The following is a 17,241-nucleotide window of genomic DNA, read 5'->3' on the forward strand; positions in this document are numbered from 1 at the left end:
CAGAGATGACCATTTTTGCAGATTTCACTCTACATAAGAGTGTGTTACAAGCAGTACACGACATGGGGTTTGAAGAGCCATCACCGATTCAGGCCGCGTGTATTCCCAAAATCCTTGAAGGAGGCGACCTGATCGGTCAGGCACAAACCGGTACCGGGAAGACGGCAGCCTTTGGTATACCTTTAATCGAGAAAATGACGCCTGCCAATCGGATTCAGGCGGTCGTGCTGACTCCGACACGGGAGTTGGCCATACAAGTGGCAGGTGAACTGCGCCGGATTGCCAAGTACAAAAAAATCCGTACCCTGCCGATCTATGGCGGTCAGTCGATCATGCATCAAATCCGTGCGCTGAGGCAAGGGGTACAGGTAGTGATCGGAACGCCTGGACGTGTACTTGACCACCTCCGTCGCAAGACGCTGCGCCTGGATAATGTCAGCATGCTGGTGCTTGATGAGGCGGATGAAATGCTGGACATGGGCTTTATCGATGACATCGAGACGATCATCAACCACATCAACGAAGACCGGCAAACCTTGCTCTTCTCCGCAACCATGCCGGCTGAGATCAAGCGTCTGGCATCCCGCTACATGAAGCAGCCGCAAACCGTTGCGGTGAGTCGTGAGGAAGTGACGGCTCCGAGCATAGAGCAGGTCTACTACAAGGTGTTTGAGCGCAACAAACTGGAGAGCTTGTGCCGCATCCTGGACAGTGAAGATGTGGAGTTGGGTATCATTTTCTGCCGCACCAAGCGCGGCGTGGATGAGCTGACGGAAACCCTGCAGACACGAGGCTATTTGGCCGACGGACTGCATGGAGACCTCTCCCAGGCACAGCGGGACAAAGTGATGAAAGCATTCCGGGAGGGGACGATCGAACTGCTGATCGCGACCGATGTGGCGGCGCGCGGTATTGACGTGGGCAACGTGTCACACGTGATCAATTACGACATTCCACAAGATCCGGAGAGCTACGTTCACCGGATTGGCCGGACTGGCCGGGCTGGACGTCATGGAATTGCGATGACGCTGGTTACACCACGTGAGATGAAGCAGATGGTCGTGATCCAAAAACAGACCAAAGCAGCAATCATTACCCGCAACGTGCCGACGCTGGAGGAAGTGGCAGAGCGGAAACAGGAACAGCTTCGCGAGCAGCTGATCAACCTGTTGGAAGGCGATGCGGTGGCAGAGATGTACGACAAAGTGGCACAATCGCTGTTGGCTGATTATCCGGCTGAGAAGATCGCGGCAGCTGCCCTGCACCTGGCCTTCCACAGCGAGCTGGGGGACAATGAGGAAGGAGAACTGTACAACTTCGGTGAAACCGGGGCCTCCAAGGGCATGGTGCGCTTCTTCCTCAATGTTGGACGCAATGCTAATCTAAAGCCGCAGGACCTTGTAAAGGAAATCTCCGAGTCGGTTGGCATTCCGGGTAAAGCTGTTGGCAGAATCGACATCTTTGAAAACTTCACCTTTGTCGAGGTGCCGGAAGATGTCGCGCCTTTTGTCTACGAAGGGCTGCGCCAGACGAGGATCAACGGCAAGCGGATCAACCTCGAACCGGCGAAACCACGCACCCGAACAAGAAGATAAGGTTTGCACAAAGGTCGTCTCCGTCCCCCTGGACGGCGATGGCCTTTTTGTATGCGAATATTTGTTCGCAAAAAATACTTGGCAAACCTTTCTTTCTCGATGTATGATGGTTTCAGAGGTTACTAGTTGAGAAAGGGAGTGTCGGTTTTGTCCGATCGTCGCGCTGCTTTAGAAAACGCATTACGACAAATCGAAAAACAATTCGGGAAAGGCTCCATCATGAAGCTTGGAGATATGGCTGCAACGCAGGTTTCAACTGTGTCGAGCGGTGCGCTGGCGCTTGATATCGCGCTTGGCGTCGGCGGTTTCCCTCGTGGACGTATCATAGAGATCTACGGACCTGAGTCTTCCGGTAAGACCACAGTTGCCTTGCATGCGATTGCCGAAGCCCAGAAGCAGGGAGGACAAGCAGCCTTTATCGACGCTGAGCACGCACTGGATCCAGTATATGCTGCAAAGCTTGGCGTCAATATTGAGGAGTTGCTGCTGTCCCAGCCTGATACGGGAGAGCAGGCACTGGAGATTGCGGAGGCGCTGGTGCGCTCCGGAGCGGTCGACATTATCGTCATCGACTCGGTGGCCGCGTTGGTGCCGAAGGCGGAGATTGAGGGTGAGATGGGCGATTCTCACGTCGGTCTGCAGGCTCGCTTGATGTCGCAGGCGCTGCGCAAGCTGTCAGGGGCTATCAACAAGTCGAAGACGATTGCCATCTTCATCAACCAACTGCGTGAAAAAGTTGGTGTCATGTTTGGAAATCCAGAGACTACCCCAGGTGGGCGTGCACTGAAGTTCTACGCCAGTGTTCGTCTTGATGTTCGCAAGGCAGAGAGCATCAAGGTGGGAAATGATGTGGTCGGTACCAAAACCAAGGTAAAAGTAGTGAAAAACAAGGTGGCTCCTCCGTTCAAGACAGCGGAAGTGGATATTATGTACGGGGAAGGGATCTCCAAGGAAGGAAGCATTCTCGATATTGGGACCGAGATTGACGTGGTGGTCAAAAGCGGCGCATGGTATTCGTTTAGCGACGAACGACTCGGTCAGGGACGGGAGAACGCCAAAATGTTCCTGAAGGAAAATCCGGAAATCTCCAAACAAATTGAAGAGAAGATCCGTGAGTATTACAGCCTGAATTCGAATTCGGTTCCCGCGGGGGAAGCGGTGAATGATCCCGAACAGGATGAGGAGCCGGTCTTTGACTTTGAATAATGCAGTTGTATGTGGAGAAAGCCTGTCGCTCATGACAGGCTTTCTCACTAAACTAGACCAACGGCGGAGGGAAAGGGATGAACAGCGGTCTGATTTCCGCCGTCCAGCGGGACGAGAAACAGAAAAATCGCTATCACATCTATATTGACGACACTTGGGCATTTTCCGTGCATCAAGACATTCTGATCAAGTATAACTTATTTAAAGGGACAGTGATTGATGCTGGCTTGTACGACGAAGTGCTGCAGGCGGAAGAACGGCATAAAGCCTATCTGTCTGCCCTGCGGTTGCTGGGAATCCGACCGCGTACGGCCCAGCAGTTGGAGCAGCATCTGACGAGGAAGGGGCATACGTCTGAGATTGCCCGTGAGGTGCGGACAGCGTGTGAACGACAAGGATATATCGACGACTGGGAATATGCTCGCCGTTGGGTTGCCGAACGAATGCGCAACCGACCGCGAGGCAAGTACGCGCTAAAGATGGAATTGCTGCAGAAGGGCATTGGCAATGACATCGTCGAATCCGTTTTGTCGGACCTAGACCAGCGAGAAGAACTGATGGCAGCACGGCGTTGGCTGGAAAAACGGTTGCGCAGAAATCCTTCCCCCCTTACGCCTCAGGAAGAGCAAAAGCTGCTGCTCGCTCTTATGAGAAAAGGGTTTTCGCATGCTGTAGTGCATGCGATCAGACAGGAGTTGTCCTCCCGAGGCGGATGTATACCGGAAGGGGATGAATAGCCGAATCCTTCCAAGCGTCGCCCCGGTACATCGTTTGCCTGCTTCTTGACAAGCCTAGAGCGCAAATAATACAATAGGTTTGTATTTACGTGGTGTTTCATGCTTTTTTCGCTAATTCTTTCGCTCATTCGTAAGGTAAAACTGAACAACCGTGCCCAGCCGGCGCGGATTCAGCGGACCGAGCAAGCTTCGGTCTTGTTTTTTACCGCACCGGCAACAGGAAACAAAACGGCATACGGTTGACTGGAATCAACTAAAGGTAGAGCAGTACCCGATGTGCCCGTAGGGACCCAACAAAGAAAAATGATCTGAAGAAAGCGGGGAGATGTCGTACCACAAGGAGGTGAAATAACATAGAAGCTATTCTATCTGATCCTATCGTGATAATCCTATTGCTCTTCATGCTGGCTGTAGGCTTTGGTATCGGTTTTCTCGTTCGCAGAGCAATTGCGGAAGCGAAGATTTCCAGCGCGGAGGAAGCGGCCAAACAAATCGTCGAAAAGGCAAAGCGAGAGGCTGAAGCGCTCAGGAAAGAGAAGGTGCTGGAAGCGAAGGACGAGGCATTCAAACTGCGTGCCGATGCTGAGCATGAACTGCGGGAACGCCGCAACGAGATTCAGCGCCAAGAGAGACGAATCCTGCAAAAGGAAGAGTCGCTCGACCGCAAGCTGGAGCAACTGGAACGCAAAGAGGGCGATCTGGTTGACCGCGAGAAGTCGATAGCCGAACTGCAGGCCAAAGCGGAGCAATTTTATAAAGATCAGATTGCAGAGTTGGAACGGATTTCCGGTCTGACGCAGGAGGAAGCGAAGACGCTGATCCTGACCAATGTGGAGAACGAAGTCCGTCACGACATGGCAATCATGATAAAAGAGATAGAAGTTCAGGCGAAGGAAGAAGCCGACAAGAAAGCGCGCGAGATCATCTCTACCGCCATCCAGCGTTGTGCGGCAGATCATGTGGCGGAAACGACCGTTTCCGTAGTCACGCTGCCCAACGACGAGATGAAGGGGCGGATTATCGGTCGTGAAGGCCGCAATATTCGTGCACTCGAGACGCTGACTGGTATCGATTTGATTATTGATGATACACCGGAAGCCGTTATCCTCTCGGGATTTGATCCCATTCGCAGAGAGATTGCCAAGGCTGCTCTCGATAAGCTGGTGGCGGATGGGCGCATCCATCCGGCTCGTATCGAAGAGATGGTGGAGAAAGCGCGCCGCGAAGTTGATGAACGCGTCCGTGAATACGGGGAGCAGGCCACCTTCGAGACCGATGTGCATGGTCTACATCCGGATCTGATCAAGATCCTTGGACGGCTGCGTTACAGAACCAGCTATGGCCAAAACGTGTTGAAGCACTCCATGGAAGTGGCTCATCTCGCCGGACTGATGGCTGCCGAGATGAACGAGGATGTGAAGTTGGCAAAGCGCGCTGGCCTGTTACACGATATCGGGAAAGCAATCGATCACGAAGTGGAAGGCTCGCACGTCGAAATCGGTGTCGAACTAGCGAAAAAATACAATGAGCACCCTGTAGTTATCAACAGTATTGCATCTCACCACGGCGATACAGAACCGACATCTGTCATAGCAATGCTTGTCGGTGCGGCTGACGCTCTGTCGGCTGCTCGACCGGGTGCCCGCCGGGAAACGCTGGAGACTTACATCAAGCGACTGGAGAAGCTGGAATCGATCTCCGAGTCGTTTGATGGAGTGGAAAAGTCGTATGCGATTCAGGCAGGCCGTGAAGTTCGTGTCATCGTACAACCAGAGCGGATCGATGATGCGGAAGCTGTTCGGCTCGCCCGTGAGATCACCAAACGGATTGAGAGTGAACTGGATTACCCCGGTCACATTAAGGTGACCGTGATCCGCGAAACGCGGGCGGTTGAATACGCAAAATAAAGTGGCGTTTATCGCCGCTTTATTTTTTTACCGATCTCCCTTTATGGATACCAAGACCCGCCTGCCCATTATCTCTTTTCGTTTGCACGAATGCTCATTTGGCAGATTCTGAAGCATTTTTTGTATATACTAGATAGTGGAGGTGTGCATGATGCAAATTCTGTTTTTGGGTGATATCGTCGGGGCACCGGGCCGGGAGATGGTGATCCAATATCTGCCCCTGTTAAAACGGAAATACCAGCCGACGTTCGTGATTGCCAATGGAGAAAATGCCGCGCACGGACGGGGGATCACAGAAAAGATTGCCCGTGAACTGTTCGAAGCAGGCGTTCAAGCGATCACGCTGGGGAATCACACGTGGGACAACAGAGATATTTTCGAGTTTATCGACCGGGAGCAGCGGTTGATTCGACCAGCCAACTTTCCGCAAGAGACGCCGGGAACCGGACTGACATACATAAAAAGTTCCCAAGGTGAATTGGCCGTCATCAATCTGCAGGGCCGCTCGTTTCTGCCTCCGTTGGATTGTCCATTTCGGACAGCAGATCTCTTGATTGATGAAGCGAAGAAGCGGACGCGGCTCATCTTTGTCGACTTTCACGCCGAAGCAACCTCCGAAAAGCAGGCGATGGCTTGGTATTTGGACGGTAGAGTCAGCGCCGTCGTAGGGACACATACCCATGTACAGACAGGCGATGAACGGATATTGCCAGGTGGTACCGGCTACATAACCGATGTCGGGATGTGCGGCCCGATGAACGGCATCCTTGGAATGGAACGGGAAGCCGTGATCAAAAAGTTTCTCACACAGCTTCCCGTACGCTTTGAAGTAGCTGGCGGTGTGACCCAGATAAACGCTGTTTTGTTTACGCTAGACAGCACAACCGGACAGTGCCGCCGGGTAGAGAGAATCAGAATTGACGCCGACCGTCCGTTTATGGAATAATACACTTAGATTTGAATTTTTTGAATTTTTTCAAGGCAAGTTGCAGGAATTTTTAGGGGTTATGCGAATATCATTCTAATGATGACAGGATTTCTATCAGACGGGAGGTTCAAAAGGATGGAAGTATTAAAAGTTTCAGCAAAATCCAACCCCAATTCTGTCGCTGGTGCCCTTGCAGGTGTCCTCCGTGAACGTGGAGCAGCCGAGATCCAAGCCATCGGCGCCGGGGCGCTTAATCAAGCTGTTAAAGCCGTAGCGATTGCACGAGGGTTCGTAGCGCCCAGTGGAGTTGACCTCATCTGTATCCCAGCCTTTACCGACATCGTGATTGATGGAGAAGAACGTACGGCGATCAAGCTGATTGTTGAACCGAGATGATCGAGAGAATAACCTGAATAGATTGACACCTGTTTGTTCTATACAGAATAAACAGGTTTTTTTCATTTCGAAAAGAGGAAAAACCAAGTAGGAGGAGTTATCTGTGAAACTGATCGATGCACATTGTGATGTCCTGTTAAAACTTTGGCAAGATCCTTCGCTTTCATTTGGAGAGGAACACCAGCAGCTTGAAGCCAACCTGCCTCGGTTACAGAGAGGGGAGGTGCAGATTCAGGGTCTTGCCATCTGGGTGCCATCCGAGCTTCCTTACGGTCGTCGACTGGAAGTGGTTTTTGAAATGATTGATGTGTATCAACAGCAGGTGGCGCGGCATATGCCCTTGATTCTCTCCCGTACAGATTTGGATGAAAAGGTTTTATCCGGACAAAAGGGGGCAATTCTGTTTATAGAAGGTGCTCAGCCGATCGAGAACAACCTCGCCAACCTTCGCGTACTCTATCGATTGGGAGTCAGGGGGATCGGGCTCACCTGGAACTACCGCAACCAGGTGGCGGATGGCTGCCTGGAACCACGACCGGGGGGATTGTCTTCGTTTGGCAGAGAGCTGATTACCGAAATGAATCGCTTAGGGATGATCATCGACGTATCCCATCTGGCGGAGCCTGGTTACTGGGATGTACTGGAGCATAGTCAGCAGCCCGTGATTGCTTCCCACGCCAATACCAGGCACTGGTACGATCACCCGCGCAACTTGTCGGACAAGCAAATCAAAGGTTTGATTGAAAAAGGAGGCGTGCTTGGACTTACCTTTGTCCCTTATTTTCTCACCAGTGAGAAGCGAACCGTATGCATTGACGATCTGCTGCGTCATTTGGAGCATGTCTGTTCGCTGGGGGGAGTGGATCACGTAGCGTTTGGCTCCGACTTTGATGGGATCAGTGTAACGTTTGGCGATTTGACGGACGCCGGTCAGTACCAGTTGCTGGTAGAAGAACTACTCAAACGATATAAGGAAGAAGAAGTGAAAAAATTTGTGTCGAAAAACTGGTTGCGTGTTTTCCGCAACGTGTTACAATAGTAGCAAGAAGATATTAATGAACTAGGTACATCATTCAAATGGTTCCAAAAGTAATTTTAGTAAAAGCACTTGCATTTTTGTATGGCTCGGACTACAATTGGAAAAGCTCATACACATTTTGTTCACAACTCATTTCAGCACGGTCCCGTATTGCAGTAGGAAGAAGCGGCAGAGATGAGTGGTGGATGCAGGTGAACATCTTTTTTCACAGTTATTGAAGGGGTGTAAACAGATGATTAGTCAACTTTCTTGGAAAGTTGGAGGACAGCAAGGGGAAGGTATCGAGAGTACCGGGGAAATCTTCTCTATGGCGATGAACCGCATGGGTTACCATCTGTATGGTTATCGTCATTTTTCGTCCCGTATCAAAGGGGGACACACCAACAACAAGATTCGTGTAAGCACGAAGCCAACACGCGCTATCTCCGACGTGCTGGATATCTTGGTTGCTTTTGACCAGGAGACGATCGATCTCAATGCGCATGAATTGCGCGAAGGCGGCATTATTATCGCAGACGCCAAGTTTAATCCGACACTCCCTGAGGGACTGAAACCGGTTCGCCTGTTTGCCGTTCCACTTACGCAGATTGCCGATGAACTGGGCACGTCTCTGATGAAAAACATGGTGTCGATCGGCGCGACCAGCGCGATTCTCGGCATCCCGGCAGAATCCTACCGTAACATCGTGGAAGACATGTTCCTTCGCAAGGGAGAAAAAGTAGTCGAAAAGAACATGGAAGCGATCAAGCGTGGTGCGGAGTTCGTCAACGAGTTGACCGGCGGACAACTGCCTGATTTTCAATTGGAAAAAGCAGACGGTCAAAAGCGTCTGTTCATGATTGGTAATGACGCGATCGGACTTGGCTGTGTTGCAGCCGGGGTTCGTTTCATGCCGGCATATCCGATTACTCCTGCTTCGGAGATCATGGAATATCTGATTAAGCGTCTGCCCAAGTTTGGCGGCACGGTAATTCAGACAGAAGACGAAATCGCTGCCGTCACGATGGCCATCGGCGCCAACTACGGCGGTGTGCGCGCGCTGACCGCTTCAGCTGGTCCGGGTCTCTCCCTGATGATGGAAGCGATCGGTCTTGCCGGCATGACGGAAACACCCGTTGTGATCGTAGATACACAGCGCGGCGGTCCGTCTACCGGTTTGCCGACCAAACAGGAGCAATCCGACGTGATGGCGATGATTTACGGCACGCACGGAGAAATTCCAAAGGTTGTGATGGCGCCGTCCACTGTAGAAGATTGCTTCTACGATGCGGTTGAAGCGTTCAACATTGCCGAGGAGTACCAGATTCCGGTCATCTTGTTGACGGACATGGCTCTGTCTCTGGGCAAACAGACCGTTGAACCATTTGATTTCAGCCGTGTACAGATCCGCCGCGGCAAACTGCTGGCTGGCCAAGATCTGCCTGAAGTGGAGCAAAACGAACTGTTTAAGCGTTACGAGGTTACGGAAGACGGTATCTCACCTCGTCCGGTTCCGGGTCAAAAGTACGGAATTCATCACGTGACCGGGGTAGAGCACGCGGAAACAGGACGCCCGTCGGAAAGCCCGGAAAACCGCAAGAGCCAGATGGAAAAACGCCTGAAGAAGCTGCAAGGTCTGGTTCAAAAGTTTCCGAATCCTGTACTGTTTGATGCCCCGCATAGCGAGCCTGACGTACTGATTGTCGGAATCAACTCTACGCATGGCACGATCGCGGAAGCCAAAGGCAGACTGGAGCAGGATGGACTGAAAGTCAACCATGCACAGATCCGCCTGCTGCATCCATTCCCGGCTGAGGCCATCAAGCCTTACGTGGAGAAAGCCAAGCACGTGATCGTTGTGGAAAACAACGCAACTGCACAGATTGCTGGCCTGTTGAAGCTGAATGTTGGATCAGCCGAGAAGATTCAATCCGTATTGAAATACGACGGAAACCCGTTCCTACCATCTGATATTTATACCGAAGTCAAGGGGTTGATTAAGCATGGCGACGTTCAAAGAGTTCCGCAATAACGTTAAGCCGAACTGGTGTCCAGGGTGTGGCGACTTCTCCGTGCAGGCTGCGATTCAACGGGCAGCTGCCAACGTGGGCCTTGAACCGGAGAGTCTGGCCGTTGTTTCCGGAATTGGCTGTTCTGGCCGTATTTCCGGTTACATCAACTGTTACGGTTTCCACGGCATTCACGGTCGTGCCCTGCCGATCGCACAAGGTTTGAAAATGGCAAACCGTGAACTGACGGTAATCGCCTCCGGTGGAGACGGTGATGGATTTGCGATTGGTATGGGGCATACCGTACACGCAATCCGACGCAATCTGGATATCACCTATATCGTGATGGATAACCAGATTTACGGCTTGACCAAAGGACAGACATCGCCGCGCTCCGCGACCGGTTTCGTCACCAAATCGACACCGCAAGGCTCAATCGAATCAGCCATCTCTCCAGTTGAGTTGGCTCTATCGGCAGGAGCTACCTTTGTCGCTCAATCGTTCTCCAGTGACTTGAAAGGTCTTACCGATCTGATTGAACGAGGCATTAATCACAAAGGCTTCTCGCTGATCAACGTATTTAGCCCGTGTGTCACCTACAACAAGGTAAACACCTACGACTGGTTCAAAGAACATGTGGTGCCTGTTGACTCCATTGAGGGCTATGATCCGCATGACCGGATCAAGGCAATGTCCCATTCCATGGCCAACGACGGATTGTTGGTTGGTTTGATTTACCAAAACACCGAGCAAAAATCCTATGAGGAACTGGTGCCCGGGTTTAAGGAACAAGGACTGGCCAATCAGGATATCAGCCTCTCTGCGGAAGACTTTGAGAAACTGGTGGCAGAGTTCGCGTAAAGATGCATCTAGTAAATCAACCCTCTCCATGCTGCGGAGAGGGTTTTTATTTTTTCCAAACAAACGTCTCGATCTGGCGATAGCAAAGCATAAACAAAAACAATACCACAATCTGTCCAAATAGTGGATACAATAGAGAGAGCAGCGGGATGAATCCGATAAAACTGACTAGATAACAAGCCAATAGGATGACGAGTATGATGAGGGGCGGCGGCAGCGAAACGACCTGTTTTAGTTGTTGAACGATCCCAAAGACATTGGCTACCAATGTTGAGAAGATCTCTGCATAAACAAGCAGGGCAAACAAGAGTGCGGCGCCTTGACCAAGACCGGCCAGCATGTAGATCATCGGCATCTCCATACTTACGATCTGCGGCATATGGGCCGACATCGAACTGTAAGCAAGCAACAGCAAGAGCCCAATACCTAGCCCCCCTAAGAGACCCCCCAGGATCAGGGGGTGTTCACTTTTGCTTGCACGGCCGATCGGTACCAGCACTGCTTGCGTTAATGAAACGTTTAATGCGACGTAGTAAAAGGGAGAAGTGAACCAGATCCAAGGCTTGTTGGTCTCAACAACGGCTGTGCTCGTCGACGCGGCATTCCATGGCTCGCTGTAGAGAAAGACGAGTACGGTAAAGCCAATCAGCACGGGAACGAACAGACTGTTTACCGAGTGAATGGCCTGCAGACCTTTTGCCGTCACCAGAAAAATCCAGATCATACTAAACCAGATTCCGACCTGAGCCGGCAGGTGAAAACTGCCCGCAAACAACGCACCAGTAGCGGCCAGCATCACCGAGGTCGTACCCAACAGGACAGCCAGCAATATCAGATTAAACAAAGAACCGGCCGTTTTTCCAAACAAGTAGTTGTTAATCTCTTGATACGAACTGGCCTGCAGGCGATAGGCGAGAATCATCACTCGCACACCGGCCCATATAAACAATAGCGAGGCAAGGAAAATACCGATCAATCCCTGCGTGCCGTACTGCACAAAGAATTCAATAATTTCCCGACCGGAGGCGAAGCCGGCGCCGACTACCGTGCCGATGTAAGTGAAGGCAATCTGCAGGCTTTGTTTCCATGACTTTACCATCATCGACCTCCTGTCCCATCTTACTCCCATCCTATGAGCGGAAGGTTGGAATCATGCGCTTTGTCCCCCTTTCACTTGTACAGCCCCTTCACCAATTGTAGATGGTGATACAACGGAAAAAAGGAGAGGAAGAAACATGCTGCCTAATGTGTTGGAAGTAGCGAGAAATTTGATCCGTGAACGAGTAGAGGAAGGGGATGTTGTCGTCGATGCCACCATGGGAAATGGGAATGACACCCTGTTTCTCGCCCAGTTGGTCGGGGAGCGCGGCAAGGTTATCGCCTTTGACATTCAGTTACAGGCCCTCGAAAATACCCGATCGCGCCTGCAGAGAGAAAACGTGCTGGATCGAGTAGAACTGCAGTTAGCTAGCCACGAAGAGATGGGCAAGATCACCGATCCTGTATCTGCGGTTATGTTTAACCTCGGGTATCTCCCCGGTGGCAACAAGGAAATCACTACACAGGCCAATAGTACCCAAAAGGCGATTACAGCCGGACTTGGCACATTGAGACCGGGTGGAATCATGACAATCGTCGTTTATTGGGGGCACTCAGCGGGCATCATGGAAAAAGAGACCGTCGAAGCGTTTTGTGAAGAACTGCCGCAAAGCAACTATCTTGTGCTGAAGTACCAATACGTGAACCAGCGGAATCAAGCCCCCTTTTTGATTGCAATTGAAAAGAGATGATCCTCCTGATATGTACATTTGTTTATATTTTACTGAAAATGTCTTTGTGGTATGGACGGTCAAACCCTTCTTGTGATATGCTTACCGTAACAAGTAAACGCTGCCAATCTTAAGGCTGAAAGGGTAGATCGCGATGGGAACGATAGCCAACGAAATGAACAAGCTGCAAGTGGATACAGGGAAGGCCACCATGAAGGCGATCATGAAACACAGGGCTGAACCGGGAGCCGAACTGCGGGAGGTGCCTGTACCGCAGATCGCGCCGCATGAGGTGCTGATTGAAGTGAAGGCTGCTTCCATCTGCGGTACTGACGTCCATATCTATACCTGGGATCCATGGGCAGAGAGCCGGATCAAAACCCCGATGGTTTTCGGACATGAATTCGCAGGAGTTGTCGTGGAAGTAGGCAGCATGGTGACAGGCGTGCAGGTAGGAGACTACGTCTCAGCGGAGACACATGTCGTCTGTCACCAGTGTCTGCAATGTCTGACCGGACAATATCACGTCTGCCAAAACACCAGGATTCTGGGTGTTGATTTTCAGGGCTGCTTTGCCGAGTACGTCAAGATTCCGGCAGAAAACGTATGGAAGAACCCTGCGGATATGCCGTATGAAGTAGCTTCGGTTCAGGAACCGATGGGCAATGCTGTTCATACGGTGCTGGCCGGCCCAATAGCGGGGAAAACGGTCGCCATCGTCGGCTGCGGTCCGATCGGTCTATTGGCCGTGGCCGTTGCCAAAGCATCAGGAGCGACGGAGGTGGTTGCCCTTGACGTCAATGCCTATCGACTAGATTTGGCTCGTAAAGTTGGAGCGACGGTAACGATCAATTCCCTTGACGAGGACCCTGTAAAAAAGGTGATGCAGGTGACGGGGGGCATGGGAGTGGAAGTAGTTTGCGAGATGTCGGGCCATCCGGTAGCCATTCGGCAGGCATTGGAGATGTTGACCAACGGCGGGAGAATGTCGATCCTCAGTCTTCCCTCACGACCAGTGGAAGTGGATCTGACCAATCAGGTGGTGTTCAAAGGTGTGACGGTGCAGGGGATTACCGGGCGACGCATCTTTGAGACCTGGAGACAAACATCTGGCTTCCTCCACTCGGGTCAGGTAGATGTCCAACCGTTGATCACCCATACCCTGCCGTTGGAGCGGTTCGCGGAAGGATTTGAGCTGATGACGAGTGGACAGTGTGGCAAGGTTGTACTGCTTCCTTAAAGGAAGCAGTAGATTATGTTACAGAACGAACGATCAGAGGGGGATGGCTCATGAGCGGGTTTGCCCATTTGGAGGCGGAACTAAATCAGCTGCGGGAAAAGGGGACGTTTCGTCAGCTTTTAGAAGTGGAGAGTGAACAAGGGGCGCGGGTCAAGATCAACGGAAGAGAAGTGATCCAGCTATCTTCCAACAATTATCTCGGCCTGACGACCCATCCTCGCTTGAAAGAAGCGGCCGAACAAGCGGTCAAACGGTTCGGGGTAGGTACAGGATCGGTCCGTACGATCGTTGGTACCTTTACCATGCATGAGGAGCTGGAACGTCGCCTGGCCGATTTTAAACATACGGAAGCAGCCCTTGTGTTTCAGTCAGGCTTTACTGCCAATGTAGGGGTATTAAGCTCGATTCTCGGCGATCAGGATGTGGTCATTTCCGATGAATTAAACCATGCTTCGATCATTGATGGGATTCGACTGACCAAGGCAGCCAGACGCATCTACAAGCATTGTGATATGGACGATTTAGAAAAAGCGTTGCAAGAGACGCAAACGTATCGTACCCGCCTGGTTGTGACGGATGGTGTTTTTTCGATGGACGGAGATGTAGCGCCGCTGCCTGATGTGGTTGCTCTTGCCGAACGATACAACGCGCTTGTGATGGTAGACGATGCACATGCCAGTGGGGTGTTCGGCCGCAACGGACGGGGAACGGTAGACCACTTCGACTTGAACGGTCGCGTCCATATACAGGTCGGCACCTTGTCCAAAGCAATCGGTGTATTGGGGGGCTATGTCGCCAGTACACAGACCGTACGCGATTATCTGATCCACCGCGGACGTCCGTTCCTGTTCAGTACTTCGCACCCGCCTGCCGTCACTGCTGCTTGCATCGCAGCAATTGATGTTTTGCTGGAAGAACCGGAGCTGATCGACAAGCTGTGGGAGAATACGCGCTTCTTTAAAGAAGGTCTGCATCAGCTCGGTTTCAATACGGGGAGAAGTGAATCCCCGGTGACGCCAGTCATTGTAGGAGAAGGATCACTGGCGATGAAGCTGTCCGATCGCCTGTTGGAAGAGGGCGTGATGGGACAGGGCATTGCTTTTCCGACCGTACCGGAGAATGCTGCCCGCGTACGGACGATTGTGACCGCTCAACATACGCGCGAAGACTTGGAGACGGCCCTCGCTGCTTTTGAAAAGGTAGGGAAAGAACTGCAGATCATCTAATAGGAAACCCGTCTGTGTGCCGTAAAAGGCGACAGACGGGTTTTGTTTACGGATGCAAAGTAATCTGGGGAAGGAACTCAAAGCACATGGGAAGTACAATCGACGTTGCAAGAGTTGCCAAAAGAACCGACAGCGTGTTATTTCCCCTGGCGTGTTTTACTTTCCTGGGAAAGCGCAACAAGCGACAAAAAGGGACAGCGCACGTGAAACGGGCAGAAAATAGGCAGTCAGCTTAACCGTCCTCCTCATAGGTTGTATGAGTAAACCTTTCATAAGAGGGGATCACAGGTGAAAGAAATCGGTATTCTCCTGGACATGAACATCATCCGACTTGGATGCGAGGGATTGAGAACCTACGAACGGTTGAACTACTACGAAAAAATCGGCCGAGAACTGGGATTGCAGCCCGTTTTTTTTCACCCTCTGCACGTAAACTTCCGTAGAGGAAGCGTCAAGGGATATTTATTAAGGGGGGGGCAAGCTCGTCCCCTACAGGACGAAGATTCCCCCCGTGGTCCACAACAGGATGTTAACCCGAAGAAAAGAGATTAACCAGATGATCCACCTATTGGGCAGGTACAGCAAGGTATACAATGGCATTATTGAACGAAATAAGCTGAACGTCCATCAGATCCTGTGGAAGAACCCGTCGCTCCGTGTCTACCTGCCGGAGACAAAGCCATATACCCGTGAGGCACTGATAACCTTCTTGCAAAAATATCGAGTGATCTACATCAAGCGAGTCATCGGTTATGTCGGGTTTGGTGTTATTCGCATCGAGCGTCAGGGAAGTCGTTTTCTGTGGATCTCCTCCAAACAGCGGCGTTTGGTGACCCGAGAAACGCTGCTGCGAAATGTTGGCAAATGGATTGGGCGTCGCCCATACCTGATTCAAAGGGGGATTCCGCTAAAAACCTACCAAGGAGCCCCTTTTGATATACGGGCATCCGTGCAAAAAACGGGCAGGGTGTTTGGAACGTGACAGGCATGGTAGCCAAGATCGCCAATCCGAAAAACAAACTGAGTAATTTGGCCCAAGGAGGGCGAGCTGTACCGATCGATCAGGTTCTCTCCGAAATTTTTGAACCGGACAAAGTCACACAAGTAAAAGATAAGATTCACAAGGCAAGCATTGCGATAACGAGCTATTACGAACATCAATTCCCGTCCCTGGCTGATGTTGGGCTGGATATCGGGATTGATCGCAGCGGCAATCCATATCTAATCGAGATCAACGTTCGCGATCAGCGCTATTCGTTTCTGGCGGCAGGCGAAGGGGACGTGTTTCAAAACACCTATCGCCTGCCCCTAGAGTACGCCAAGGGCCTAATGGAGGGGATGGTAACAAGGGCTTCCACGACCACTTCGACAGCCCAGTCCAGCATGTCCGTCTCTCCTGTGCAGGGTGCAGCGGATACTGGAAACAGACCAGATCGATCTCAGATTTCCAGCACTTCCATTAATTGATTTCCTTCTCTGAAAGTCTCTGTACGCTGCTGCTTTGTCTTGCTACAGAGTGAGCACTTCCCCGTCTCCCGGGATGACTACTTGCTTCCGCAGACCAGCCTGATTGAGACTGCGTGACAATTCCTCTCTTGTAAGCAGGCAGTGGTTGATCGCTTCCATGTGAACGGCAATGACCCGTGTTTCAGGTGCGTGGCGACACACCGCTTCAACGTCCTCGGCTGTCATTGTGATTGGATCGCCTTCCAGGAATCGGGCTCCTCCTGCATTCACCACTGCTACTTGCGGTCTGTATCGATCTAGTGCTTCTTTTACTTCTGGGCACCAAATCGTATCTCCGGCGATGTATAGAATGGGTTCTTCTGCTGACTGCAGTACAAAGCCGGAGACTGGTCCCATCTTCTCGCCGATGACCCCGGTACCATGCTGTCCGCCGGTTCGATCGAAAGTCAGCCCTTTCCACTCCAAGCGGTGGTGGATCGGAGAGACTTGCTGAAATCCTGACTCCAGCAACTTTGCCTCGTCTTCTGGTTGGCAAAATACAGGTAGCTGTTTGGACAGGATTTCCATTGCTGCCTCGTCAAAGTGGTCTGGATGGGTGTGGGTAACCAGAATCGCATCTACTCCTGCTACAGATACCGCCTCTGGCAGCGGTACAAGTGGATTAGCTGCAGGATTGGGACTGTTGGCAATAGGCGGCAGAGCTCCTTTTGGGCTTAACATGGGATCGACCAGCAACGTTTTGTCTCGTATACTGACTAAGAGTGTGGCATGACGAACCAGTTGAAGCTTCATGGAAATCACCTCTCTACTCGGTTATGTTGACTATCGTATCAAGAGCAGCAAAAAAAGGCGATCTCGTGGTGAAACCGTTTGTCTTTGTTT

At 51.5% G+C, this 17,241-nt stretch carries 14 protein-coding genes and 1 pseudogene; 13 read left to right on the forward strand and 2 right to left on the reverse strand.

Annotated elements, in window-relative coordinates; genetic code table 11:
• The first annotated feature begins 5 nt into the window (after positions 1 to 5).
• The 9 genes from LOK74_RS06850 to LOK74_RS06890 all read left to right on the forward strand — a co-directional run bounded on the left by LOK74_RS06850 (position 6) and on the right by LOK74_RS06890 (position 10,657).
• Entirely contained in the window at positions 6 to 1,595 is a 1,590-nt protein-coding gene (locus LOK74_RS06850) for a DEAD/DEAH box helicase (RefSeq protein WP_230045906.1), read from the forward strand.
• 147 nt (positions 1,596 to 1,742) lie between these two features.
• Positions 1,743 to 2,801 carry a recombinase RecA gene (recA, locus tag LOK74_RS06855; protein WP_277613427.1) on the forward strand — a complete coding sequence of 353 codons (1,059 nt, stop codon included), beginning with the start codon at positions 1,743 to 1,745 and terminating at the stop codon, positions 2,799 to 2,801.
• Positions 2,802 to 2,878: 77 nt separating this feature from the next.
• Positions 2,879 to 3,538 carry a RecX family transcriptional regulator gene (locus LOK74_RS06860; protein WP_230045907.1) on the forward strand — a complete coding sequence of 220 codons (660 nt, stop codon included), beginning with the start codon at positions 2,879 to 2,881 and terminating at the stop codon, positions 3,536 to 3,538.
• 401 nt (positions 3,539 to 3,939) lie between these two features.
• Positions 3,940 to 5,445, forward strand: coding sequence for a ribonuclease Y (rny, locus tag LOK74_RS06865; protein WP_230046930.1), 1,506 nt, complete (start codon positions 3,940 to 3,942; stop codon positions 5,443 to 5,445).
• A 151-nt stretch (positions 5,446 to 5,596) separates the two neighbouring features.
• Positions 5,597 to 6,391, forward strand: coding sequence for a TIGR00282 family metallophosphoesterase (locus LOK74_RS06870; RefSeq protein WP_230046931.1), 795 nt, complete (start codon positions 5,597 to 5,599; stop codon positions 6,389 to 6,391).
• Between the two features lie 117 nt (positions 6,392 to 6,508).
• Positions 6,509 to 6,769 carry a stage V sporulation protein SpoVS gene (gene spoVS / locus LOK74_RS06875; RefSeq protein ID WP_003385776.1) on the forward strand — a complete coding sequence of 87 codons (261 nt, stop codon included), beginning with the start codon at positions 6,509 to 6,511 and terminating at the stop codon, positions 6,767 to 6,769.
• A 103-nt stretch (positions 6,770 to 6,872) separates the two neighbouring features.
• Positions 6,873 to 7,808, forward strand: a complete 936-nt coding sequence (locus tag LOK74_RS06880) for a dipeptidase (protein WP_230045908.1) — start codon at positions 6,873 to 6,875, stop codon at positions 7,806 to 7,808.
• Between the two features lie 232 nt (positions 7,809 to 8,040).
• Positions 8,041 to 9,819, forward strand: a complete 1,779-nt coding sequence (locus LOK74_RS06885; RefSeq protein ID WP_230045909.1) for a 2-oxoacid:acceptor oxidoreductase subunit alpha — start codon at positions 8,041 to 8,043, stop codon at positions 9,817 to 9,819.
• Positions 9,791 to 10,657 carry a 2-oxoacid:ferredoxin oxidoreductase subunit beta gene (locus LOK74_RS06890; protein WP_230045910.1) on the forward strand — a complete coding sequence of 289 codons (867 nt, stop codon included), beginning with the start codon at positions 9,791 to 9,793 and terminating at the stop codon, positions 10,655 to 10,657. Before LOK74_RS06885 ends, LOK74_RS06890 begins: the two co-directional genes overlap by 29 nt.
• Positions 10,658 to 10,703: 46 nt before the next feature.
• Here LOK74_RS06890 and LOK74_RS06895 read toward each other — a convergent pair whose 3' ends face one another.
• A complete protein-coding gene (locus LOK74_RS06895) occupies positions 10,704 to 11,756 on the reverse strand; it encodes a YkvI family membrane protein (protein ID WP_230045911.1) in 1,053 nt (350 codons plus the stop codon).
• 136 nt (positions 11,757 to 11,892) lie between these two features.
• Between LOK74_RS06895 and mnmM the strand changes: the two genes are divergently transcribed.
• The 4 genes and pseudogenes from mnmM to LOK74_RS06915 all read left to right on the forward strand — a co-directional run bounded on the left by mnmM (position 11,893) and on the right by LOK74_RS06915 (position 16,359).
• On the forward strand, positions 11,893 to 12,447 hold the full coding sequence (gene mnmM, locus LOK74_RS06900) for a tRNA 5-(aminomethyl)-2-thiouridylate-methyltransferase MnmM (RefSeq protein ID WP_230045912.1): 555 nt from the start codon (positions 11,893 to 11,895) through the stop codon (positions 12,445 to 12,447).
• Between the two features lie 133 nt (positions 12,448 to 12,580).
• The gene (tdh, locus tag LOK74_RS06905; RefSeq protein WP_230045913.1) at positions 12,581 to 13,666 is read left to right on the forward strand and encodes an L-threonine 3-dehydrogenase; all 1,086 of its coding nucleotides are present in this window, start codon (positions 12,581 to 12,583) and stop codon (positions 13,664 to 13,666) included.
• A 50-nt stretch (positions 13,667 to 13,716) separates the two neighbouring features.
• Complete coding sequence (locus tag LOK74_RS06910; RefSeq protein ID WP_230045914.1) at positions 13,717 to 14,892, forward strand: glycine C-acetyltransferase; 1,176 nt, start codon at positions 13,717 to 13,719, stop codon at positions 14,890 to 14,892.
• A gap of 556 nt (positions 14,893 to 15,448) precedes the next feature.
• Positions 15,449 to 16,359, forward strand: a pseudogene (locus tag LOK74_RS06915) (YheC/YheD family endospore coat-associated protein).
• 42 nt (positions 16,360 to 16,401) lie between these two features.
• Here the strand turns inward: LOK74_RS06915 and LOK74_RS06920 are convergent.
• Positions 16,402 to 17,151 (reverse strand): MBL fold metallo-hydrolase, encoded by a 750-nt coding sequence (locus LOK74_RS06920; RefSeq protein ID WP_230045915.1) that lies wholly within the window; start codon positions 17,149 to 17,151, stop codon positions 16,402 to 16,404.
• Positions 17,152 to 17,241 lie beyond the last annotated feature (90 nt).

Origin of the sequence: Brevibacillus humidisoli (assembly GCF_020923435.1) — a bacterium.
Classification (GTDB): domain Bacteria; phylum Bacillota; class Bacilli; order Brevibacillales; family Brevibacillaceae; genus Brevibacillus_E; species Brevibacillus_E humidisoli.

Coding starts and splice junctions, on each gene's coding strand:
- LOK74_RS06850 (WP_230045906.1), top strand. CDS start 6: ATGACCATTTTTGCAGATTTCACTCTACATAAGAGTGTGTTACAAGCA.
- LOK74_RS06860 (WP_230045907.1), top strand. CDS start 2,879: ATGAACAGCGGTCTGATTTCCGCCGTCCAGCGGGACGAGAAACAGAAA.
- rny (WP_230046930.1), top strand. CDS start 3,940: ATGCTGGCTGTAGGCTTTGGTATCGGTTTTCTCGTTCGCAGAGCAATT.
- LOK74_RS06870 (WP_230046931.1), top strand. CDS start 5,597: ATGCAAATTCTGTTTTTGGGTGATATCGTCGGGGCACCGGGCCGGGAG.
- spoVS (WP_003385776.1), top strand. CDS start 6,509: ATGGAAGTATTAAAAGTTTCAGCAAAATCCAACCCCAATTCTGTCGCT.
- LOK74_RS06885 (WP_230045909.1), top strand. CDS start 8,041: ATGATTAGTCAACTTTCTTGGAAAGTTGGAGGACAGCAAGGGGAAGGT.
- LOK74_RS06890 (WP_230045910.1), top strand. CDS start 9,791: ATGGCGACGTTCAAAGAGTTCCGCAATAACGTTAAGCCGAACTGGTGT.
- LOK74_RS06895 (WP_230045911.1), bottom strand. CDS start 11,756: ATGGTAAAGTCATGGAAACAAAGCCTGCAGATTGCCTTCACTTACATC.
- mnmM (WP_230045912.1), top strand. CDS start 11,893: ATGCTGCCTAATGTGTTGGAAGTAGCGAGAAATTTGATCCGTGAACGA.
- tdh (WP_230045913.1), top strand. CDS start 12,581: ATGGGAACGATAGCCAACGAAATGAACAAGCTGCAAGTGGATACAGGG.
- LOK74_RS06910 (WP_230045914.1), top strand. CDS start 13,717: ATGAGCGGGTTTGCCCATTTGGAGGCGGAACTAAATCAGCTGCGGGAA.
- LOK74_RS06920 (WP_230045915.1), bottom strand. CDS start 17,151: ATGAAGCTTCAACTGGTTCGTCATGCCACACTCTTAGTCAGTATACGA.